This is a genomic window from Myroides odoratimimus, from assembly GCF_001485415.1.
Lineage (GTDB): Bacteria > Bacteroidota > Bacteroidia > Flavobacteriales > Flavobacteriaceae > Flavobacterium > Flavobacterium odoratimimum.
This window is the reverse complement of the sequence record NZ_BCMQ01000012.1, coordinates 74,921-93,323: the sequence shown is the minus strand read 5'-3', so window position 1 is coordinate 93,323 and position 18,403 is coordinate 74,921. Positions and strand designations below refer to the sequence as shown.

15 protein-coding genes are annotated in these 18,403 nt (G+C 34.4%); 9 read left to right on the top strand and 6 right to left on the bottom strand.

Annotation, left to right across the window (positions count from 1 at the left end):
* Positions 1-72 precede the first annotated feature (72 nt).
* Positions 73-462, top strand: coding sequence for a hypothetical protein (locus tag MODO_RS11965; protein WP_006258665.1), 390 nt, complete (start codon positions 73-75; stop codon positions 460-462).
* A gap of 212 nt (positions 463-674) precedes the next feature.
* Positions 675-893 (top strand): hypothetical protein, encoded by a 219-nt coding sequence (locus tag MODO_RS11960; RefSeq protein ID WP_230456745.1) that lies wholly within the window; start codon positions 675-677, stop codon positions 891-893.
* Positions 894-1,006: 113 nt separating this feature from the next.
* On the opposite strand, the gene MODO_RS11955 is transcribed toward MODO_RS11960, so the two are convergent.
* Both MODO_RS11955 and MODO_RS11950 read right to left on the bottom strand, forming a co-directional pair.
* A complete protein-coding gene (locus tag MODO_RS11955) occupies positions 1,007-1,555 on the bottom strand; it encodes a YbhB/YbcL family Raf kinase inhibitor-like protein (RefSeq protein ID WP_006258663.1) in 549 nt (182 codons plus the stop codon).
* Positions 1,556-1,643: 88 nt separating this feature from the next.
* Positions 1,644-2,480 (bottom strand): helix-turn-helix domain-containing protein, encoded by an 837-nt coding sequence (locus MODO_RS11950; RefSeq protein WP_006258662.1) that lies wholly within the window; start codon positions 2,478-2,480, stop codon positions 1,644-1,646.
* A gap of 409 nt (positions 2,481-2,889) precedes the next feature.
* Here MODO_RS11950 and argS point away from each other — a divergent pair, with 409 nt between their 5' ends.
* The 4 genes from argS to MODO_RS11930 all read left to right on the top strand — a co-directional run bounded on the left by argS (position 2,890) and on the right by MODO_RS11930 (position 9,274).
* Positions 2,890-4,668, top strand: a complete 1,779-nt coding sequence (argS, locus tag MODO_RS11945) for an arginine--tRNA ligase (RefSeq protein WP_006258661.1) — start codon at positions 2,890-2,892, stop codon at positions 4,666-4,668.
* Between the two features lie 62 nt (positions 4,669-4,730).
* Entirely contained in the window at positions 4,731-6,191 is a 1,461-nt protein-coding gene (locus MODO_RS11940) for an SGNH/GDSL hydrolase family protein (protein ID WP_006258660.1), read from the top strand.
* A complete protein-coding gene (locus tag MODO_RS11935; RefSeq protein WP_006258659.1) occupies positions 6,178-7,608 on the top strand; it encodes a LysM peptidoglycan-binding domain-containing protein in 1,431 nt (476 codons plus the stop codon). Before MODO_RS11940 ends, MODO_RS11935 begins: the two co-directional genes overlap by 14 nt.
* Before the next feature lie 4 nt (positions 7,609-7,612).
* Positions 7,613-9,274, top strand: a complete 1,662-nt coding sequence (locus tag MODO_RS11930; RefSeq protein ID WP_006258658.1) for an MBOAT family O-acyltransferase — start codon at positions 7,613-7,615, stop codon at positions 9,272-9,274.
* A gap of 71 nt (positions 9,275-9,345) precedes the next feature.
* Here MODO_RS11930 and MODO_RS11925 read toward each other — a convergent pair whose 3' ends face one another.
* Both MODO_RS11925 and MODO_RS11920 read right to left on the bottom strand, forming a co-directional pair.
* Complete coding sequence (locus MODO_RS11925; protein WP_006258657.1) at positions 9,346-9,819, bottom strand: DUF4265 domain-containing protein; 474 nt, start codon at positions 9,817-9,819, stop codon at positions 9,346-9,348.
* Positions 9,820-9,938: 119 nt separating this feature from the next.
* Positions 9,939-10,910 (bottom strand): SMP-30/gluconolactonase/LRE family protein, encoded by a 972-nt coding sequence (locus MODO_RS11920; RefSeq protein WP_006258656.1) that lies wholly within the window; start codon positions 10,908-10,910, stop codon positions 9,939-9,941.
* Positions 10,911-11,162: 252 nt separating this feature from the next.
* Between MODO_RS11920 and MODO_RS11915 the strand changes: the two genes are divergently transcribed.
* The 3 genes from MODO_RS11915 to MODO_RS11905 all read left to right on the top strand — a co-directional run bounded on the left by MODO_RS11915 (position 11,163) and on the right by MODO_RS11905 (position 13,918).
* Entirely contained in the window at positions 11,163-12,284 is a 1,122-nt protein-coding gene (locus MODO_RS11915; RefSeq protein WP_006258655.1) for an SPFH domain-containing protein, read from the top strand.
* Between the two features lie 105 nt (positions 12,285-12,389).
* Positions 12,390-13,478, top strand: coding sequence for a TFIIB-type zinc ribbon-containing protein (locus tag MODO_RS11910; protein ID WP_006258654.1), 1,089 nt, complete (start codon positions 12,390-12,392; stop codon positions 13,476-13,478).
* Positions 13,479-13,480: 2 nt separating this feature from the next.
* Positions 13,481-13,918: a hypothetical protein gene (locus MODO_RS11905; RefSeq protein WP_006258653.1), complete on the top strand. Its 438-nt coding sequence runs from the start codon at positions 13,481-13,483 to the stop codon at positions 13,916-13,918.
* A gap of 30 nt (positions 13,919-13,948) precedes the next feature.
* Here the strand turns inward: MODO_RS11905 and MODO_RS11900 are convergent, their stop codons facing one another.
* Both MODO_RS11900 and purL read right to left on the bottom strand, forming a co-directional pair.
* Positions 13,949-14,440, bottom strand: coding sequence for a hypothetical protein (locus tag MODO_RS11900; protein WP_006258652.1), 492 nt, complete (start codon positions 14,438-14,440; stop codon positions 13,949-13,951).
* Positions 14,441-14,627: 187 nt separating this feature from the next.
* Positions 14,628-18,299 carry a phosphoribosylformylglycinamidine synthase gene (purL, locus tag MODO_RS11895; RefSeq protein WP_006258651.1) on the bottom strand — a complete coding sequence of 1,224 codons (3,672 nt, stop codon included), beginning with the start codon at positions 18,297-18,299 and terminating at the stop codon, positions 14,628-14,630.
* Between the last annotated feature and the right edge of the window lie 104 nt (positions 18,300-18,403).

The window sequence follows — 18,403 nt, the reverse complement described above, 5'->3', positions numbered from 1 at the left end:
AATAATCCTTTCCTTTATTTCTCTTAAAATCAACTGTTTAATAATTTTGTCGTGTACTAAGAATATTAAATTATGAAAAACCTGTATTTATATCTATTATTACTGATTGGGATGCCTTGGGTATATGGGCAGGCTGTTCTGTCTAAGCCTAGTTTTGCTAGTTCTGCTTCTATCGTTTATCTCAATAGTAATCCCAGAATGTATTTAGAGGATTCTCAGGTGAGATTTTTTACTAGTTTTAGAGCTAAGCATACTTCTGCTAAGACTAATAGGTATGAAGAGAAATATGAGTTAGAAGAACTGATGTACAATAAATATCGTTTATTAAACAGGAATATTAAGTTTAATAACGGAGTAGCTGTGGATGTGTCTCCAGATAAGGGGTATGTAAGAGAGTACGATCAGGATTTAACCTTTTTACAGAACCTATTTCTTGATTTCCTTATCGGAATATTGCCCTAATTGTGTGTTAATATAATTACATTATGGGTAAAGTATGTTTTTATTTGTTGATTTTACTAGGAATACCCTGTATGTATGGATAGTCAGCCCTATCTACTATTCACTTTGCGAGTCCTGCATCTATAATATACTTAGAGGGAAGTCCTGAAGTTTATTTAATAAATGCAGATGTGAGGTTCTATGCGAATTTTAAGGTTAAACAGAAGTCATCTGTGAGGGATAGATACGAAGAGATGTATAGTGTAAGAAGATCTATGATGGATAAGGAGCTAGAGGAAGAAGAGAAGGTGTATGTGAGAGTTCCTGCTAAACGAGCATTCAATAAAGAGATGACAGGTTGGTTAGATAAAAAAGAAAGAGCAGATGTAGTTCGCAAAGGCTTTGAAAAAACTGTAGGTAGAGTATTAGCTAGGGTGATGGGAGGAAGATAAGATGGTATGTTGGTAGATAAAATAATTAGTTAGTATATGGACTCTGTAATAAAAAAATAAGCAAAGCGACTTCTGGTGTATCAGGAGTCGCTTTGCTTATTTATAAATATGTATTATCGTTTATAGTACGCTATAATACTCGCTTTTGCGATGGTGTTTGCCCATAAGTTAAAACCTACAATGGCAGTAGTAGTATTTCCATCTAGTCCTAGTTTATCCGTTTTAAGGGCATGTACTGTTATGATGTATTGGTGATATCCATGATCTACAGGAGGACATGGTCCACCAAAACCTTTTATTCCATAATCTGTAAGGCTCTGTATAGCACCTTTAGGTAATAGAGGAGAGTTGACTTTTCCTGCATCAGTTACTAGTTCGTTTATATTGCTAGGAATATCAAAGACTACCCAATGCCAAAAACCACTTCCCGTAGGTGCATCAGGATCATACATCGTGATGGCAAAGCTCTTGGTATCTTTAGGAGCATTGTGCCAAAATAACTGAGGAGATTGATTCTCTCCATCGCATCCAAAACCATTAAATTCGTGTTGTTTAGTTGTTTCTCCACCTAGATCTTTACTAGATAATGTAAAGGTGTTCTGTCCAAAAACACTAGTCGATAGTGTTAGTACTAGCCCGATTATAAAATTTGCAGCTTTCATTGTGTTATGATTAAATGTTTAGGGCAAATTTATAGTAAGGTCTATAGTAGGAGTTAGCGGGATTGGGTCAAAAAATGTTGCTAGAAGCTCATTGTTTTTGACTTTGTTTAGGTGTGATATTATACTTGGATTTATACGCTTGTATAAAGCTAGATACATTCTCATAACCTACCTTTAGATAGATTTCTGATGCAGTAGTTGTATGCTGTGTAAGTAGGGTATGTGCATATTCTAATCTTCTGTTTTGAAACCATCTGCTAGGAGAATCACCATAGTGTTTTTCAAATTCTCGTTTGAAAGTAGATACGCTCATATTGCACAGAAAGGCTAGCTCAGATAGAGTGAGCTTGTTTAAGATGTTCTTTTCTATTGTCTGTGTGAACTTTAAACTTTTATTATTGTTGTTAGTTATAAAGGATTGAAGAAATGCTGTTCCATTGACCTCAGTGAGGTATAGCATGATCTCTTCTAGTTTTATATTTAGTAATCTCTTTTGAATAGAAAGGGAGAGTTTAGCTATATCCATTAGACTTTCTACAAAGTGCTTACTGAAGTTATCGTAGTTAAAAGTATGGATAGAGTGAGTACTTTTATTTTCTACTAGTTCTATATTGTATTTAGAGATAAAGTTAAGTATCAATTCATTGTCAAAGAACAAGAGGATACTTCTGTAATTAGCAGTGTTAGATAGTTTTTCGGTCATTAAACAATGACCAGCTTTCATTAGGATGAATTTGGAGTTATCTAGTGCTTCAAAAGAGTTGTCAGACCATACTTCCTTTGTTCCTTCAACTAAAAAACTAAAAGTGTTTTGATTTAAAATTACTTGTTGTTTAGAGATCTCCTGTTTAGTATGATAATCAAATATAGTTATCTGTTCAGTGACGTCAGTGATGAAGTCGTTGGGAAGAAGGATGCTTTTCATACTATCAGTTTTAGGCTATGTAGGTCTTTTTATTTCACTATTATAAATAGGATTTAATAGGTAGGGTAAATGTAGTGAAATAAGCGAAGTGAAAAGAGGTTGAATAGTCAAGGAGAATGTAATTGTATTTATGAGGACTTTTTATTTAAGCAGTAGTGAGGAGATTGGTGTTACTTTATGAATATTGTAAGCAGAATTTTGATAAGGATGTGAGATGCTTTAACAATTTTTTGTTTGTTTTAAAGGAGATAAAGAGGTTGTTTTTTAAGATAAAATATTGTATTTTAGATAGTTGTTTTTAAGAGGAGATTGGTAATAAATTCTAAAGGAAATGTTTAAATTCCTTCTATACTCTTCTTTAAATGAAGAAATATAAATTATCTTTGCTCCTTTAATTAAATTAATCAAAATGACATTAAATCAGATTTTAACTCCGCAGATAGAGAAGGCGATTCAACAATTATACGGTGCTACTGTAGATAAAGTTGAGTATCAGGCGACAAGAAAAGAGTTTGAGGGTGATATTACTGTAGTTATCTTTCCTTTTCTAAGACAGATAAAAGGAAACCCAGTAGAAATCGGTACTAAGATAGGTGAGTACTTAGTAGAGCATACTTCTGTAATAGAACGGTTTAATGTAGTAAAAGGATTTTTAAATTTAGTCGTTTCAGATAGTTACTATATCGATTTCTTTAATGCTACACGCAAAGAAGAACACTTCGGATATGTGACACCTACACCTGGTGATAAGTCAGTGTTAGTAGAATATTCTTCTCCTAATACAAATAAACCTCTTCACTTAGGTCACGTTAGAAATAACTTATTAGGATATTCGGTAGCTGAGATATTAAAGGCTTCTGGTAAAAAAGTTTATAAAACACAGATCATTAACGATAGAGGTATCCATATCTGTAAGTCTATGTTGGCTTGGCAAAAGTATGGTAATGGAGAGACTCCTGAGTCTACTGGACTTAAGGGAGATAAATTAGTAGGAAACTACTATGTGAAGTTTGACGTGGAGTACAAGAGCCAAATCAAAGAATTAATGGCTCAAGGTATGTCTGAAGACGAAGCTAAGAAAGAAGCTCCAATCATTAAAGAAGCAAAACAGATGCTTGTAGATTGGGAACATAATAAACCTGAGGTTATTGAATTGTGGAAAACAATGAACCAATGGGTCTATGATGGTTTTGCGGTATCGTATAAAAACTTAGGAGTAGACTTCGATAAAGTATACTACGAGAGCAATACTTATTTATTAGGTAAAGATGAGGTAGAGAAAGGTCTAGAGCAGGGAGTATTCTTCAAAAAAGAGGATAACTCTGTATGGATAGACTTATCAGAGGAAGGATTAGACGAGAAGTTGGTACTTCGTGGAGACGGTACTTCTGTATATATGACACAGGATATCGGTACTGCTATACAGCGTGTGAATGATTTCGGCGATGTAGGTGGTATGGTGTATACTGTAGGTAACGAACAAGATTATCACTTTAAGGTTCTATTTTTAATACTTAAACGTCTTGGTTTTGACTGGGCTGAGAGTTTATATCATTTATCTTATGGAATGGTAGAGTTGCCATCAGGTAAGATGAAGAGTAGAGAGGGAACTGTAGTAGATGCAGATGAACTAATCCAAGAAATGACTGACACAGCTAAGTCTATCTCAGAAGAATTAGGTAAACTAGAAGGGTACTCTGAAGAAGAGCGTACTCAACTATTTACTACAATAGGCTTAGGTGCATTAAAATACTTTATCCTAAAAGTAGACCCTCGTAAAGGAATGATGTTTAACCCTAAAGAATCAGTTGATTTTGCAGGGAATACAGGGCCGTTTATTCAATATACATATGCTCGTATCCAATCTATCTTAAGAAAGGCAGACTTCGATTATACATCAGAAATAAAAGGAATCACATTAGATCCTAAAGAGAAAGAATTATTAAAGTTATTAGAGGAGTTCCCTGTAGTGATTCAGGATGCTGCTCGTACACATAGCCCTGCTCTTATAGCTAATTATGTATATGAATTAGTAAGAGAGTATAACTCTTTTTATCAAACGGTATCTATTCTAGGAGAAGAAGATGCTGTATTAAAAGCGTTTAGAGTACAATTGTCAGAAAAAGTAGGAATGGTGATTAAGGATGCGTTCTCATTATTGGGAATCGCTGTACCAGACCGAATGTAATCTTATATTTTTTTGTGAAAGTAGAGAAATCATACCTATACCAGTCACTTGCCATTATAGTAATGGCAAGTGGCTTTTTTTTATTCTTTAAAGGAAATTTGCCTAAAAAGTTATTTAGTGAAGAAGCTCTTCCTACGAGTAATATTGTAGTGGATAGTCTGATGTTAGAAGCACTAGAAGGCATAGAAAAAGAGAAGCTAGTAACTAAAGATAGTCTAAAGACTGAAAAAACAGGAATAGATGATGAGAATGTAATCATCGTTCCAGAAGATGTGTTTACTAGTGATGAAGAATCTAGTTCTTTTAAAGGAATGGCGTATCTGGAGAATTTCTTTGCTAAACTATATGCTCTAGAACAACAAAAAGGGGGACGTGTTCGTATCGCTTACTATGGAGATTCGATGACTGATGGAGACTTAATCGTGCAAGATCTGCGTAAGAATTATCAGAGTAAATATGGGGGTATGGGAGTAGGTTATGTGCCTATTATGTCTGAATCCGCACAGTCTAGATTATCTGTTATCCATAAGTATTCGAATAACTTCAAGATGCAGTCTTATCTAAACGTCAAAAAACCTCAGAAGCCTTTTGGGGTATCAGGACAGGTGTATTTCGTGAAAGATACAGTTAAATCTACTTGGGTGAGTTATACAGCAGGTAAGATGCAAAATATGACAATGCTTTATAATCCAACACTTTATTATGGAAGTTCTAATAATAAAAGAGGAGAAGTAGCAGTTATTATTAATAAGGATACTATTGTCAAGAAGTTAAGTGTCAGTTCAGAATTAAATAAACTGAAGATAGCTGATGGTAATATTAAAGATGTTAAACTACTATTTAAACATGCTGATTCTATTCCAATATATGGTGTAGACTTTAGTGCAGGCGGTGGAGTGCAGGTTGATAACTTTTCTAGTAGAGGTAATTCAGGATTGCCACTATCGTTGTTTAAAGTGAGTTTAATGCAGAAGTATCAAAAGAATTTAGATTATAGTCTAATCGTATTACACTATGGTGCTAATGTTTTAAATTACGGATCTCTAGATTACTCATGGTATACGAAGAAGATGGGGAATGTAGTGAAACATTTAAAACAATGTTTTCCTAATGCTAGTATTCTAGTAATATCTACTGCGGATAAATCATCTAAAGTAGAAGGTGTGATGAAGACAGATGCTGCTGTAGAACCACTGATGAAGGCACAGAGAAAATATGCTATGGAAGCTCATGCTGGATTCTTTAACCTATACGAGGCTATGGGAGGAAATGGTTCTATGGTCAAATGGGTAGAAGAGGTACCTGCAAAAGCGAATAAAGATTATACACACTTTAATCATAGAGGAGCTTCTGATATCTCAGGTAAGATCTTCGCTAGATTAGAAGAGGGGTATACAGATTATAAAAAGAAACACGCAGGACAAGTGCCTGTTAAGAAAGTAGATTCTCTTCAGCAACCAGATAAAGAAACTGTTGTAAGAGAAGATAGTTCTAAACAAAAAATAGAAAATGAAAAGGAATAAAATTGCTGTTTTTGTTGTAGGTATTTTATTTCATATTGGTTCTTTTGCTCAGGTTAATTCACTTCTTACTAATGAGTTTAGTGATGAAGAGGTAGAAAATGTGAATGAAGAAGGAATAGGAAATAAGATCTATTACGCAGAACAATTAAAAACTTTCTTTGAGAAAGTTCAGAAGATGACTCGTTCTAAGGAAGGGAAGATAAACATTGTTCATATAGGTGATTCTCATATTCAAGCTGATTTTTTTAGTGGAAGAATGAGATCTTTACTTCAAGATAGATTTGGAAATGGAGGATTGGGATTTGCCTTTCCTTATAAATTAGCTAAGACTAATGGTAACTCTCTTGTTAGGTATTCTTCTAATGCAGAATGGAGTAGTTACAGAAACATATTTCCAGTAAAAGATGCACAAGTAGGATTAAGTGGAATAGCGCTGTCTACAAATAATAGTAATGCTGTCATAGAGCTTAGTGTACGTGATGCTTCATATGGTTTTTCTCGCATGAAAGTTTTTACACCTTCTAATAAAAAGGAGTTTAATGTAGGAACGGCTAGTCAAAAAGTTTTCTTAGAATCAACTGCCCCTAAGAAGATTTCTCATCAGATTAAAAGAGGAGAGTCTCTAGGAGCTATCGCTAATAAGTATAATACTACTATTACTGAGATTAAGAAAGCGAATAATATGAAGACGAATACCATTCATGCGGGTAAGAGGCTTAGTATTCCTACTAAGCAGAGGGAATCTGTAGTGGTGTCTAATAATATGTTTAATGAGCTATCAGGGGAGAAGAATGACGTATTCTATACCTTTGAGTTAGGAGAAGAGCTAGACCGTATCTATTTCTACTCTAATCAACAGGCTGAAGCGTATGACCTAAATGGTGTAGTATTAGAGAATGATAAACCTGGAATACTATATCATACAATAGGTGTGAATGGGGCGAGGTTCTCTGATTATACTAAATACGATTTGTTCTTTAAGCAACTTAGAGGATTAGAGCCAGACTTAGTAATTGTATCTATGGGAACTAATGAGTCCTTTGATAGAATGAGTGGAAGAGATTTTCAAGAGCAAGTCAATATGTTCTTAGCTAAGGTAAAGAAAGTAGCACCTCATGCAAGTGTGTTATTGACTACACCTCCACCATCTTATTTCTCTAAAGATAAGCCTAATACTGTAGCAGCAGAATTATCTAATGAATTAATCATTAATGGAATAGATGGGAAGTATGCTATCTGGGATTTATATTATAATCTAGGAGCAACGCTAGGTTTGCCTAGTTTAAGAGAGAACGGAATGCTATCAAAAGATCTTGTGCACTATACCGTGAAAGGGTATGAATATACAGGAGATTTACTCTATGAGGCTCTTATCGATGCTTATAACCAATTTGTCAAACAAAATAGTGCTTTTTAATTAAATGAGTCTATTTAATATTGAAATACCAAGTATAACTATTGATCAAGTAATCAATTGGTTTACTTTTAATCCTAAAGAGCCTTTGTTGTTTAACTCAGGTTTGTTTTTAGGGATATTTATTGTGTTTTACCTCTTCTATATCTTGATGAGAAAAACCTTCCACATTCGTTTATTGTATGTGACCTTATTCTCTCTATTCTTTTATTATAAGTCTAGTGGAATGTATTTTATTATCTTGATAGGATCCTCTTTAATGGATTACTATTTTGCTAATATTATTAATCATACCTTGAATGCAGCGAAGAAGAAACTACTCTTAACGATTAGTATTGTTGTAAACTTAGGGTTACTAGGTTACTTTAAGTACACAAACTTCTTTTTAGATGGAGTTAATTTCTTTGCGAATACGAAGTTGCATTTAGATGATATTATACTACCTGTAGGGATCTCTTTCTTTACGTTCCAATCTATTAGTTATATTATAGAGATTTATAGAAAAGAGATAGAGCCAACGAAGAACTTTTTAGATTATTTATTCTTTATTTCGTTCTTTCCACAGTTGGTTGCGGGGCCTATCGTTCGTGCAAAAGACTTCTTGCCACAGATATATAAGAATATTTATGTGTCTAGAGATTATGTGAATGAAGGGTTGTTATTAATCATCGGAGGGTTATTGAAGAAAGCAGTTATTTCTGATTATATCTCTATTAACTTCGTAGATCGTGTATTCGATGCTCCGAATAGTTATACAGCATTTGAAAATCTAATGGCATCTTATGGGTACGCTATTCAGATTTATTGTGACTTCTCAGGATATTCAGACATGGCTATTGGTATAGCATTGTTGATGGGATATAGATTGCCAGTTAACTTTGATGTACCTTATCAGTCTATGTCTATTACAGAATTCTGGAGAAGATGGCATATATCGCTTTCTACTTGGTTAAAAGATTTCTTGTACATATCAGTAGGAGGAAATAGAAAAGGAAGTTTCGGAGGATATTTCTTTCCAGGATTATTCTTTGCAGGTATCTTAGGATGGGGGATTTACTATATGAATGAAAGTATTATTCCATTAATTCTAGCTGTAGCATCTATTGTTGTTTTCGGCCTAACCTTCTTGTTAGCAAAAGACAAAAAGAAAAATATGTATACTAACTTTAACCTATTAACGACTATGTTATTAGGAGGGTTATGGCATGGAGCTAGTTTGCGTTTTATTGTGTGGGGAGCCTTACACGGTATTGCTTTAGCGATACATAAGATTATCATGGAGCTGTTTCCTAGAGCAAAAGGAGTTAAACCTCACTTCTTATGGAGAATTTTCTCTATATTCTTAACCTTTAACTTTGTAACGTTTTGTTGGATATTCTTTAGAGCGACCTCTTTTGATACCGCATTAAATGTTATCAATAATATTGCAAGTATAGAGTTTGATTGGGAAGCTTGGACTACTATTGCTATGGGGTATAAAAATGCGTTTATGTTGATTGGTATTGGATTCGTATGGCATTATATACCTAAGTCATGGATGGCAGTGCCTCATCAGATGTTTAATGTTGCGCCAATGTTTGTAAAGGCAGTAGTACTTGGCTTTGTGTTTTGGATTGTTTATGCAACTGCTACAGCAGGACCACAACCATTTATTTATTTCCAATTCTAAAAGTATTTGATTTAAGATAAAAAAAGCCCGATTCTAATGAGTCGGGCTTTTTTGTATTATTATAATAAAGATTATTTCTGTCTTAAATCAGCACTGTGTTTAGGAGACAATAGAGGTTCTGCGAATTCTATTACTTTTTCTTCTTCTAATGCTCCTAAGATAGCATATACATTTCGATAGTCGGTTTTGCTAGGAATGTTAATCACGAAGTATTGCTCACTACACACTTCTATTTCTGTACCTGCATAAAGGATTTCATTGTATAGATCTTCTCTGTTATATTTTTCTTTTTGAACGATAACTTGCACAGTAGAGTTTCCTGAAGCAGTATCTACATATCGATACGTAAGTGTGTTTTCTGTTTCGTCAAATTCTGCATAGATAATATCATCACATGAAAAATCAGGCCCATAAAAAGGAATATTATCAACTTGGTATAACCCTTTTTCTTTATCTATGGTCTTTCCCCAAAAAGTCTCGACCGTATTTTCTTCTAAGACATCACTATAATATCTAACTAAGATTTGTTGATATTGCTCTTCCATTGTGTATTAATATTTGTTCTATTTGTTTTAATCATTGAATAGATACATTATATGTTTCTATTCGGTGTCAAAGATAATGCAAACTGTAAAATATAATACCAAAACAGTTGTTTTTGTGCTTAGTTTCGCAATTTAAGTTTGAGTAGTTTAGTGCTAGTTGTGATATATAAGGTCTTAAAGTCATCTGAGAATACACAATTAGTAGCTAGTTCTGAGAAGTGTACACGAGCGGTTAGTTCAAGGTCTTTATTGAATATCCATAAACCATTAGGCCCTGCAGTAAATATATTGCCAAATCGATCTACTTCAATGCCTCTAGGTTTATCTTCTATTTCACTGATGAATGGTGTGTAATCAAATACTTTAGGTGTGTCTGATTGTATTTTGCTTTTATTTAAGTTATACTGATATAGATAGTCTTTCTTTTGGTCTGAATAGGTGATATAGAGAAGTTTATTATCAATAGATAAAGTTATTCCTTGTGGTGTTAAATCACTTTGAAAGAGCAATTCTAGTTTGTTTTTGTTTGTTATTCTATATAAACCGTAAGTAGTAGTTTTTTTCTGTTTTGATTTACTTTCTGTAAGAATTGTATCCGTAAAATAGATATTACCAGAGTTATCTTCTGTAAAGTGAGAAGGATTGATTAATTTGATTTTTTGAGGGTTATTGATCCAAGAGGTGAAGTTAAACTTTGGTTCTCTAATAATGGCACTCATTTTAGCTATTTTATCTTCTCCATAAAGGAAAAGGGTAATCTCTCCTTGGTTATTAAAGTGTAAAGCACTTGAGTTTAGGTCTCCATTCTTTGTGTTTTGACCTATAAAATCGATGGCTTCTAAGTAAGTTCTAGGCTCGTTATAATGTTCTTTCCAATAGTGTATTTTCTTATTGGGGAAGTCTGTAAAGAGCAATAAGTTTTCTGCTTGAATCCACAAAGGTGAATCAGCATATTGAAAACCTTCAGCGATTACCTCTATGTATGCATTGTCATCAAATACTAATTGCGCTATAGGATTGATGATTTCAATTTTGCCTATACGTTTACCACTTTTAGTATTAGTGTTATTATGTTTAAGATTCTTATTCATAATAAGTTAATTGATAATTATAGAGATAAATATAGTAAAAAATGTAATATAAGGTCTTGTGATAATAAATTTAAATACAGTCTTTTTGCTGTATAGATATTATATCTTTTTCAAAATATAGATAAATACAAATTCTAAAGTATTGTTATATGAATAAGTGATTTCGTTTTTTAAAGAATACTTTGTGATAATTATAGGATAAAATCTGTTACATTTACTTAGATATAACTACTAATAAGAAAAAGAAAAGATATGAACTTGTTTAAAAAATTAGCAGGAGAATTCATTGATATCATTGAGTTCTTAGACCCAACTCAGAATACTATAGTACACCGTTTTGAGCGTTATCAAAACGAGATAAAGAATAATGCAAAGTTAGTTGTTCGCGAAGGACAAATGGCTGTGTTTATTAATGAGGGGCAGCTAGCAGATGTTTTTAGTCCTGGTACACATACCTTAAATACACAAAACTTACCTATCCTAGCAACTTTAAAAGGATGGAAATACGGATTTAATAGCCCATTTAAGGCAGAGGTTTACTTTGTAAGTACAAAGACTTTTATCGATCAACGTTGGGGAACTAAGAACCCAATTATTCTAAATGATAATCGTTTTGGAATGATAGAGGTGCGTTCTTTTGGTACATATACATTTAAAATAGCAGACCCAGGTAAGTTTATTAAAGAGATCGTAGGTACATCAGGAACCTTTACAACAGATCAAATCAATGATCAGTTGAGAAGTGCTATTGTTACTCGTTTTACGGATTCTATTGGTGAGGCTAATTTACCTATTGAGACGTATGCTGCAAACTTAAATGAGTTGTCTACTGCGATTTTCGCGTATATGAAAGACGATTTCGAAGTTTATGGTATGGATGTTACGAAGTTCTTAATCGAGAATGTATCTATGCCTGAAGATATCAAGAAAGAGATCTTTGAGTTGAGCAGATTGAATCATGTTGATTTAAATAAATTAATGCAGATGAAGGCTGCTAAAGCTATGGAAGCAGCTGCTAATAACCCATCAGGCGTAGCAGGAGCAGGAGTAGGTATGGGGGCAGGGTTTGCTATGGCGAATCAGTTTGGACAAGCAATGGCGCAAGGACAAACTACCACACAACAACAGCAACCTATGACAAATACTCCTCCACCTATCCCAGGTGCTATAGCAGTAAGTTATTTTGTAGCATTAAACGGGCAGCAAGCTGGACCTTTTGATTTAGAAGGATTAAAACAGATGACAACGAATGGACAGTTACAAAGAGATACCTTAGTTTGGAAAAATGGAATGGCGAATTGGGAAAAAGCAGGTGAACAAGGTGATTTGACCCCTTTATGGGCACAAACACCTCCACCATTACCAAATATGTAATACGATAAACAAAGGTGCTTCAGAGGCTTTAAATCTTCTTCAGCACCTTTTTTGTACAGGATTAGAATAAAGAGAAAGTTAATAGCTATTTAATTAGAATAAGAAGTGTCGTCAGGAGAAGAGATAAAATTAAATACATCAGAAGCTACACCATGTAGCTCATGTGGTGGGCCAATGACCTATAAGCCAAGTGCTCAAGCATTAGTATGTGAGTATTGTGGTACTGTAAAGGAAATAGAGCAGGGGACAAAAGATTTGAATGAGCATGATTTCGCCAGTTTTATGGAGAGTTATGAAAAAGAGAGCTTTAGTACTACGAAGGTTGTAGAATGCAGTAGTTGTCATGCTACTTCTACCGTAGATGAGAACCTGAAGTCGATGGCATGCCCTTATTGTGCAAATCCTTTAGTAGAACAAGATATACACGAAGAACGATATATTAAGCCGGAGTATGTATCTCCTTTTGCTGTAGATAGGAATCAAGTGTCAGGTATATTACAGAAGTGGATAAAAGATTTATGGTTTGCCCCTAATAAAATACAGAGAGGGATATTCTCTGCGGATAATCTAAGAGGAGTATATGTACCTTTTTGGACCTATGATATGCAAACTCATACTGACTATAGAGGGGAGCGTGGAGATGCCTATTATGTGACAGTAGGTAGTGGAGATAATAAAAGAAGAGAACGTAGAGTTTCGTGGTCAAGAGTAAGTGGTAGAGTCTCTAACTTCTATGATGATATCTTAGTGACAGGAAGTAAAACACTGAAGATGGATTTACTTAATTCTATCTCTACAGGTTGGGATCCTAAAGGCGTACAAAAGATAAAACCAGATTATTTAAGCGGGTTTATTACAGAGAAATACCAAGTAGATTTAAAAGAAGGATATGATAAGGCCAGAGATATCGTCTATCAATATGAAAGAGAAAGTGTAAGAAGAAATATAGGGGGAGATGAACAGCGTATACATAATATGAATACAGATCTGTCCTATATTACTTTTAAGCATATCCTTTTGCCTTTATATGTAAGTTCTTTTTCTTATGGTAATAAGCAGTATACTTTCTATGTCAATGGAGTAACAGGTAGAATTACAGGCGAACGACCATACAGTACTTGGAAGATTGCTTTTGCAGTTTTATTAGGATTGATTGTATTATGTTTCTTAGTGTACTTGTTTAAAGATGCATAGGTATGAAAGTAAAAAAGGTAGTAATAGGATTATTAATAGTTTTTGTAGCTGTGATTTTGGGATGGATTGGTTACCTTTCTTACCTTGAGCGCTCAAAACAACCCTCTCAACTTTCAAGAAAAGAAGAAACCATCGAAGTGATGTATGTGAATTGGGCTTGTGATTGTGCAGATTTTATTGATGCCTCTTTTCTTGTAGAAGGGTATGAGATAGATGAAAAAGATTGTATTTTTATAGAACCAAGTACTGAAAACTTGGCAATTGATAGTGATACTTTATACCACAAACAGTTTGATTATTTTATTAAACTAAAAGGGCATTACTATATTGATAAGGGGGTGCCTACTTCTTATGAACGCAAGGTAGCAAATCCCATTATGTCACCTGATAAAGCAAGAGTTTTTAGATATACTTCTTATGAATTTGTAAAGAAGAAATAAAATAACAAAGCCTCCTAATGGGAGGCTTTGTTATCTTTTAAAAGTATATTTTATGGTTTGTGTGCCTTTAGGGTAATCTAAACTAAGAGTTATTTCTTCTTTATTTACTTTTTCTACTAAATGCATTTTATAATGGTAGAAATTTGAAATTTCTATTTTTTTAAATGTACTTGTAGATTGTGAAGGAACCATGACAAGTAAATCTCGTTCAACTACTTTGTAACTTAGTTTGTCTGTTGTTTCATTACAATTTCCTGCTTGATTTGTAGAAGATATTTTTCGATTAACTTCTTCTTTGTTAAAAGTCCATTTTTCAGTTGAACATTTTTTTTTCTTTGTGTAATCAATACTTAGAATAACTTTTCCTTTATTATCAAGAAATTCCTTTTTTTCGATTGTCCATTCTTTTATAATTTCCTCTTTAAAATTAGCTACTTCGTAAGGGACATTATCATCGCTAGAACATGCTGTAAAATTATAACTTGTAATAGCTATAATTATAAGTACTACAATTTTTTTCATAATAGTTTCTTTAGTTGGTTAAGAGACTAAAGGTATAGTAAAGCATATTTTTTTAAATATACAATTCAAATTGTTTAACTCAAATTATGTATTAAATCAAAGAGTGTAATGTTTTTTAAATTTATTATATACTAAAGAAGGGCTGTCTATTTAAGACAGCCCTTCTTGTTATTTATAAGCCATTTGATTATTTAGCGTTGTTTTCTTCAATCCACTTGCGTGCATTAACGAATGCTTCCATCCAAGGAGAAACTTCATCTTTTCTTCCTTCTGGATAGTTAGCCCAGTGCCATTGGAATAATGAACGCTCGATATGAGGCATCATTACTAAATGGCGTCCTGTAGTATCACACATCATCGCTGTGTTAAAGTCAGAACCATTAGGGTTAGCAGGGTAAGCATCATAAGCGTACTTCGCTACGATATTGTATTGATCTTCTGTCTCAGGTAAGTTGAATTTACCTTCACCGTGTGAAATCCACACTCCTAAAGTACTTCCAGCTAAAGTAGAAAGCATGATAGAGTTGTTCTCTTGAATTGTTACAGATGTAAAGTTACTCTCGTGTTTTTGAGAGTCATTGTGTTGCATCTTACCATGTACTTTGTGTTCAGGGTTGATTAACTCTAACTCCATAAACAGCTGACATCCATTACAGATACCTACAGATAAAGTGTCTTGACGAGCAAAGAAATTTTTCAATGCTGTATTTGCTTTCTCGTTGTACATAAAAGCACCAGCCCAACCTTTAGCAGATCCTAATACGTCAGAGTTAGAGAATCCACCTACAGCTCCGATAAATTGGATATCTTCTAATGTTTCTCTTCCTGAGATAAGGTCAGTCATGTGAACGTCTTTTACATCAAAACCAGCTAAGAACATAGCATTAGCAACCTCTCTTTCAGAGTTACTACCTTTCTCGCGGATAATAGCCGCTTTAGGTCTTGGTTTAGAAGCATCAACCACAGGTTTTTTACCGTCAAACTGAGCAGGGAAGCTGAAGTTTAAAGGTTGTACTTTATAGTTGTTATAACGATCTGTCGCTTTGTTATTCTTCGTTTGTTTTTGGTCTAATAAGTAAGACGTTTTAGCCCAAGTATCTCTGATAGCAGGCACGTTAAATGTAAAGTGATCTGCACCATTAGTGAATGATACTTGTTCATCTGTAGTTACAGTACCTATCTTAGTAGCGATAACGCCTTTAGCAGCTAAAGCTTGTTCTAAAGTAGCATCGTCTTTTGTTTGAACGATAAGTGCGATGTTCTCGTTGAATAATGTTTTTACAGTATCCTTTTCGTTAAGAGCAGTTAAGTCATACTTAGCTCCTAAGTTTACATCTGCAAACGTCATTTCTAAAAGAGAAGTAACTAAACCTCCACTTCCGATATCGTGTCCAGCAGCGATTTGCTCATTAGCTACTAATTCTTGAATAGCATTAAATGCATTCTTAAAATAAGTAGCATCAGTGATAGTAGGAACTTCTTGACCTATTTTGTTTAATACTTGTGCGAAAGAAGAACCTCCTAATTTGAAGCTATCTTTAGACAAGTTGATATAGTAAATAGAACCAGCATTTTTCTTTAAAGTAGGTTCTACTATTTTCGTAATATCAGTACAGTTAGCCGCTGCAGAGATAATAACCGTACCAGGTGCGATTACTTCATCATTAGGGTACTTCTGCTTCATCGATAAAGAATCTTTTCCTGTAGGGATATTGATTCCTAATTCGATAGCGAAGTCTGAACAAGCTTTTACGGCTTTGTATAGACGAGCATCTTCTCCAGTATTGTTACATGCCCACATCCAGTTAGCAGATAAAGAAACGTTCTTGATACCTTCTTTTAGGGGAGCCCAAACGATATTAGATAAAGCCTCTGCGATAGCGTTTCTACTACCTGCAGCAGGATCTATGATTGCTACGATAGGAGCGTGTCCTACAGTAGTAGCGATACCTTCTTTACCTTTATAATCAAGTGCCATAGCACCTAAGTTGTTTAATGGCAATTGTAATGGGCCAGTACATTGTTGTTTAGCCACACGACCACCAACACAACGGTCTACTTTATTTGTTAACCAATCTTTAGAAGCTACAGCCTCTAATTGTAATAATTGGTTTAAGTATTCTTCTACTTTGTTTACAGAGTAATCTAAATCAGCATATACACGGTTGATAGTTTTATCATCCATGATTGTTTTAGGAGAACTACCGAACATATCTTCGATAGCGAAGTCCATAGGTTTATCACCTTTAGTTTTAGACTCTATCGTAAAGCGGTGATCATTTGTAATCTCACCTACAGTGTACATCGGAGCACGTTCTCTCTCAGCAATCTTCGCTAAAGTATCGATGTCTTTTTGCCCAATAACTAATCCCATTCTTTCTTGAGACTCATTACCAATAATTTCTTTAGCAGATAGAGTAGGGTCACCTACTGGTAAAGCATCTAAGTTGATGTTTCCACCTGTTTCTTCTACTAACTCAGAAAGACAGTTTAAGTGTCCACCCGCACCGTGATCGTGAATAGATACGATAGGGTTGTGTTCAGCTTCTACCATCGCACGGATAGCATTAGCAGCACGTTTTTGCATCTCAGGGTTAGAACGTTGGATAGCATTTAACTCAATACCTGAACCAAAAGCACCTGTATTAGCAGAAGATACTGCTGCACCTCCCATACCGATTCTGTAGTTCTCACCACCTAAGATTACCACTTGGTCACCTTCAGATGGCTTGTGTTTTAATGCTTGGTCAAGTTTACCATATCCAATACCTCCAGCTTGCATAATCACCTTGTCAAATCCAAGTTTACGAGCGTCTTCTTCATGTTCGAATGTAAGGATAGAACCTGTGATTAATGGTTGTCCAAATTTGTTACCAAAGTCAGAAGCACCATTAGAAGCTTTGATTAAGATATCAATAGGAGTTTGGTATAACCACGCTCTTTCGTCCATCGCTTGTTCCCAAGGGCGGTTTTCTTCTAAGCGAGAGTATGATGTCATATAGATAGCAGTACCTGCTAATGGCAATGAACCTTGTCCACCAGCTAAACGGTCGCGAATCTCTCCTCCTGATCCAGTAGCAGCACCGTTAAAAGGCTCTACTGTAGTAGGGAAGTTATGCGTTTCTGCTTTTAATGAGATCACAGAGTCAAACTCAGTCTCTGCGTAGAAGTCAGGCTTGTCTGCTGATTTAGGAGCAAACTGGGTTACCTTAGGACCTTTTATGAAAGCAACGTTATCTTTATAAGCCGAAACAATATCATTAGGATTTGTCTCAGATGTTTTTCTAATTAATTTGAATAGGGAAGTAGGTTGTTCTTCTCCATCAATGATGAATGTACCATTAAATATCTTGTGACGACAGTGCTCAGAGTTAACTTGAGAGAATCCGAATACTTCAGAGTCAGTTAACTTACGTCCAAGTTTAGTAGATAATTCATTTAGGTAAGTAATTTCTTCTTCATTTAAAGCTAAACCTTCTTGTGCATTGTATTTAGCGATGTCTTCAATGTAGTTAATTGCTTCAGGAGCAATGTTGATAGTAAAGATGTCTTGGTGAAGTGCATCAAACTCTTGTAGTAACATAGGGTCAAATGCGTCACTGTCTTCAGCTTTTACAAACTCTTCAATACGGATAATTCCATTGATCCCCATATTTTGAGTAATCTCTACTGCATTCGTACTCCATGGAGTAACCATCGTAGCGCGTGGACCGACAAATTTAGCATTGATTGTTTTCTCGTTAATGTGCTTGGCATTGCCAAATAACCAATTTAACTTTTGGATATCTTCATTAGATAAGTTGTTCTCCACTTGTACAGTGTAGAACTTTCTCGAAGGGTTTTCGAAGAAATGAATCATTACGTTAAGAATATTTAGTTGTTGTTGTAATGCACAAAAATAGACTAAAAAAACAAGATTTTAAAACTTAATATTTTACTCTTAATTTTTAATTCAATAAACTC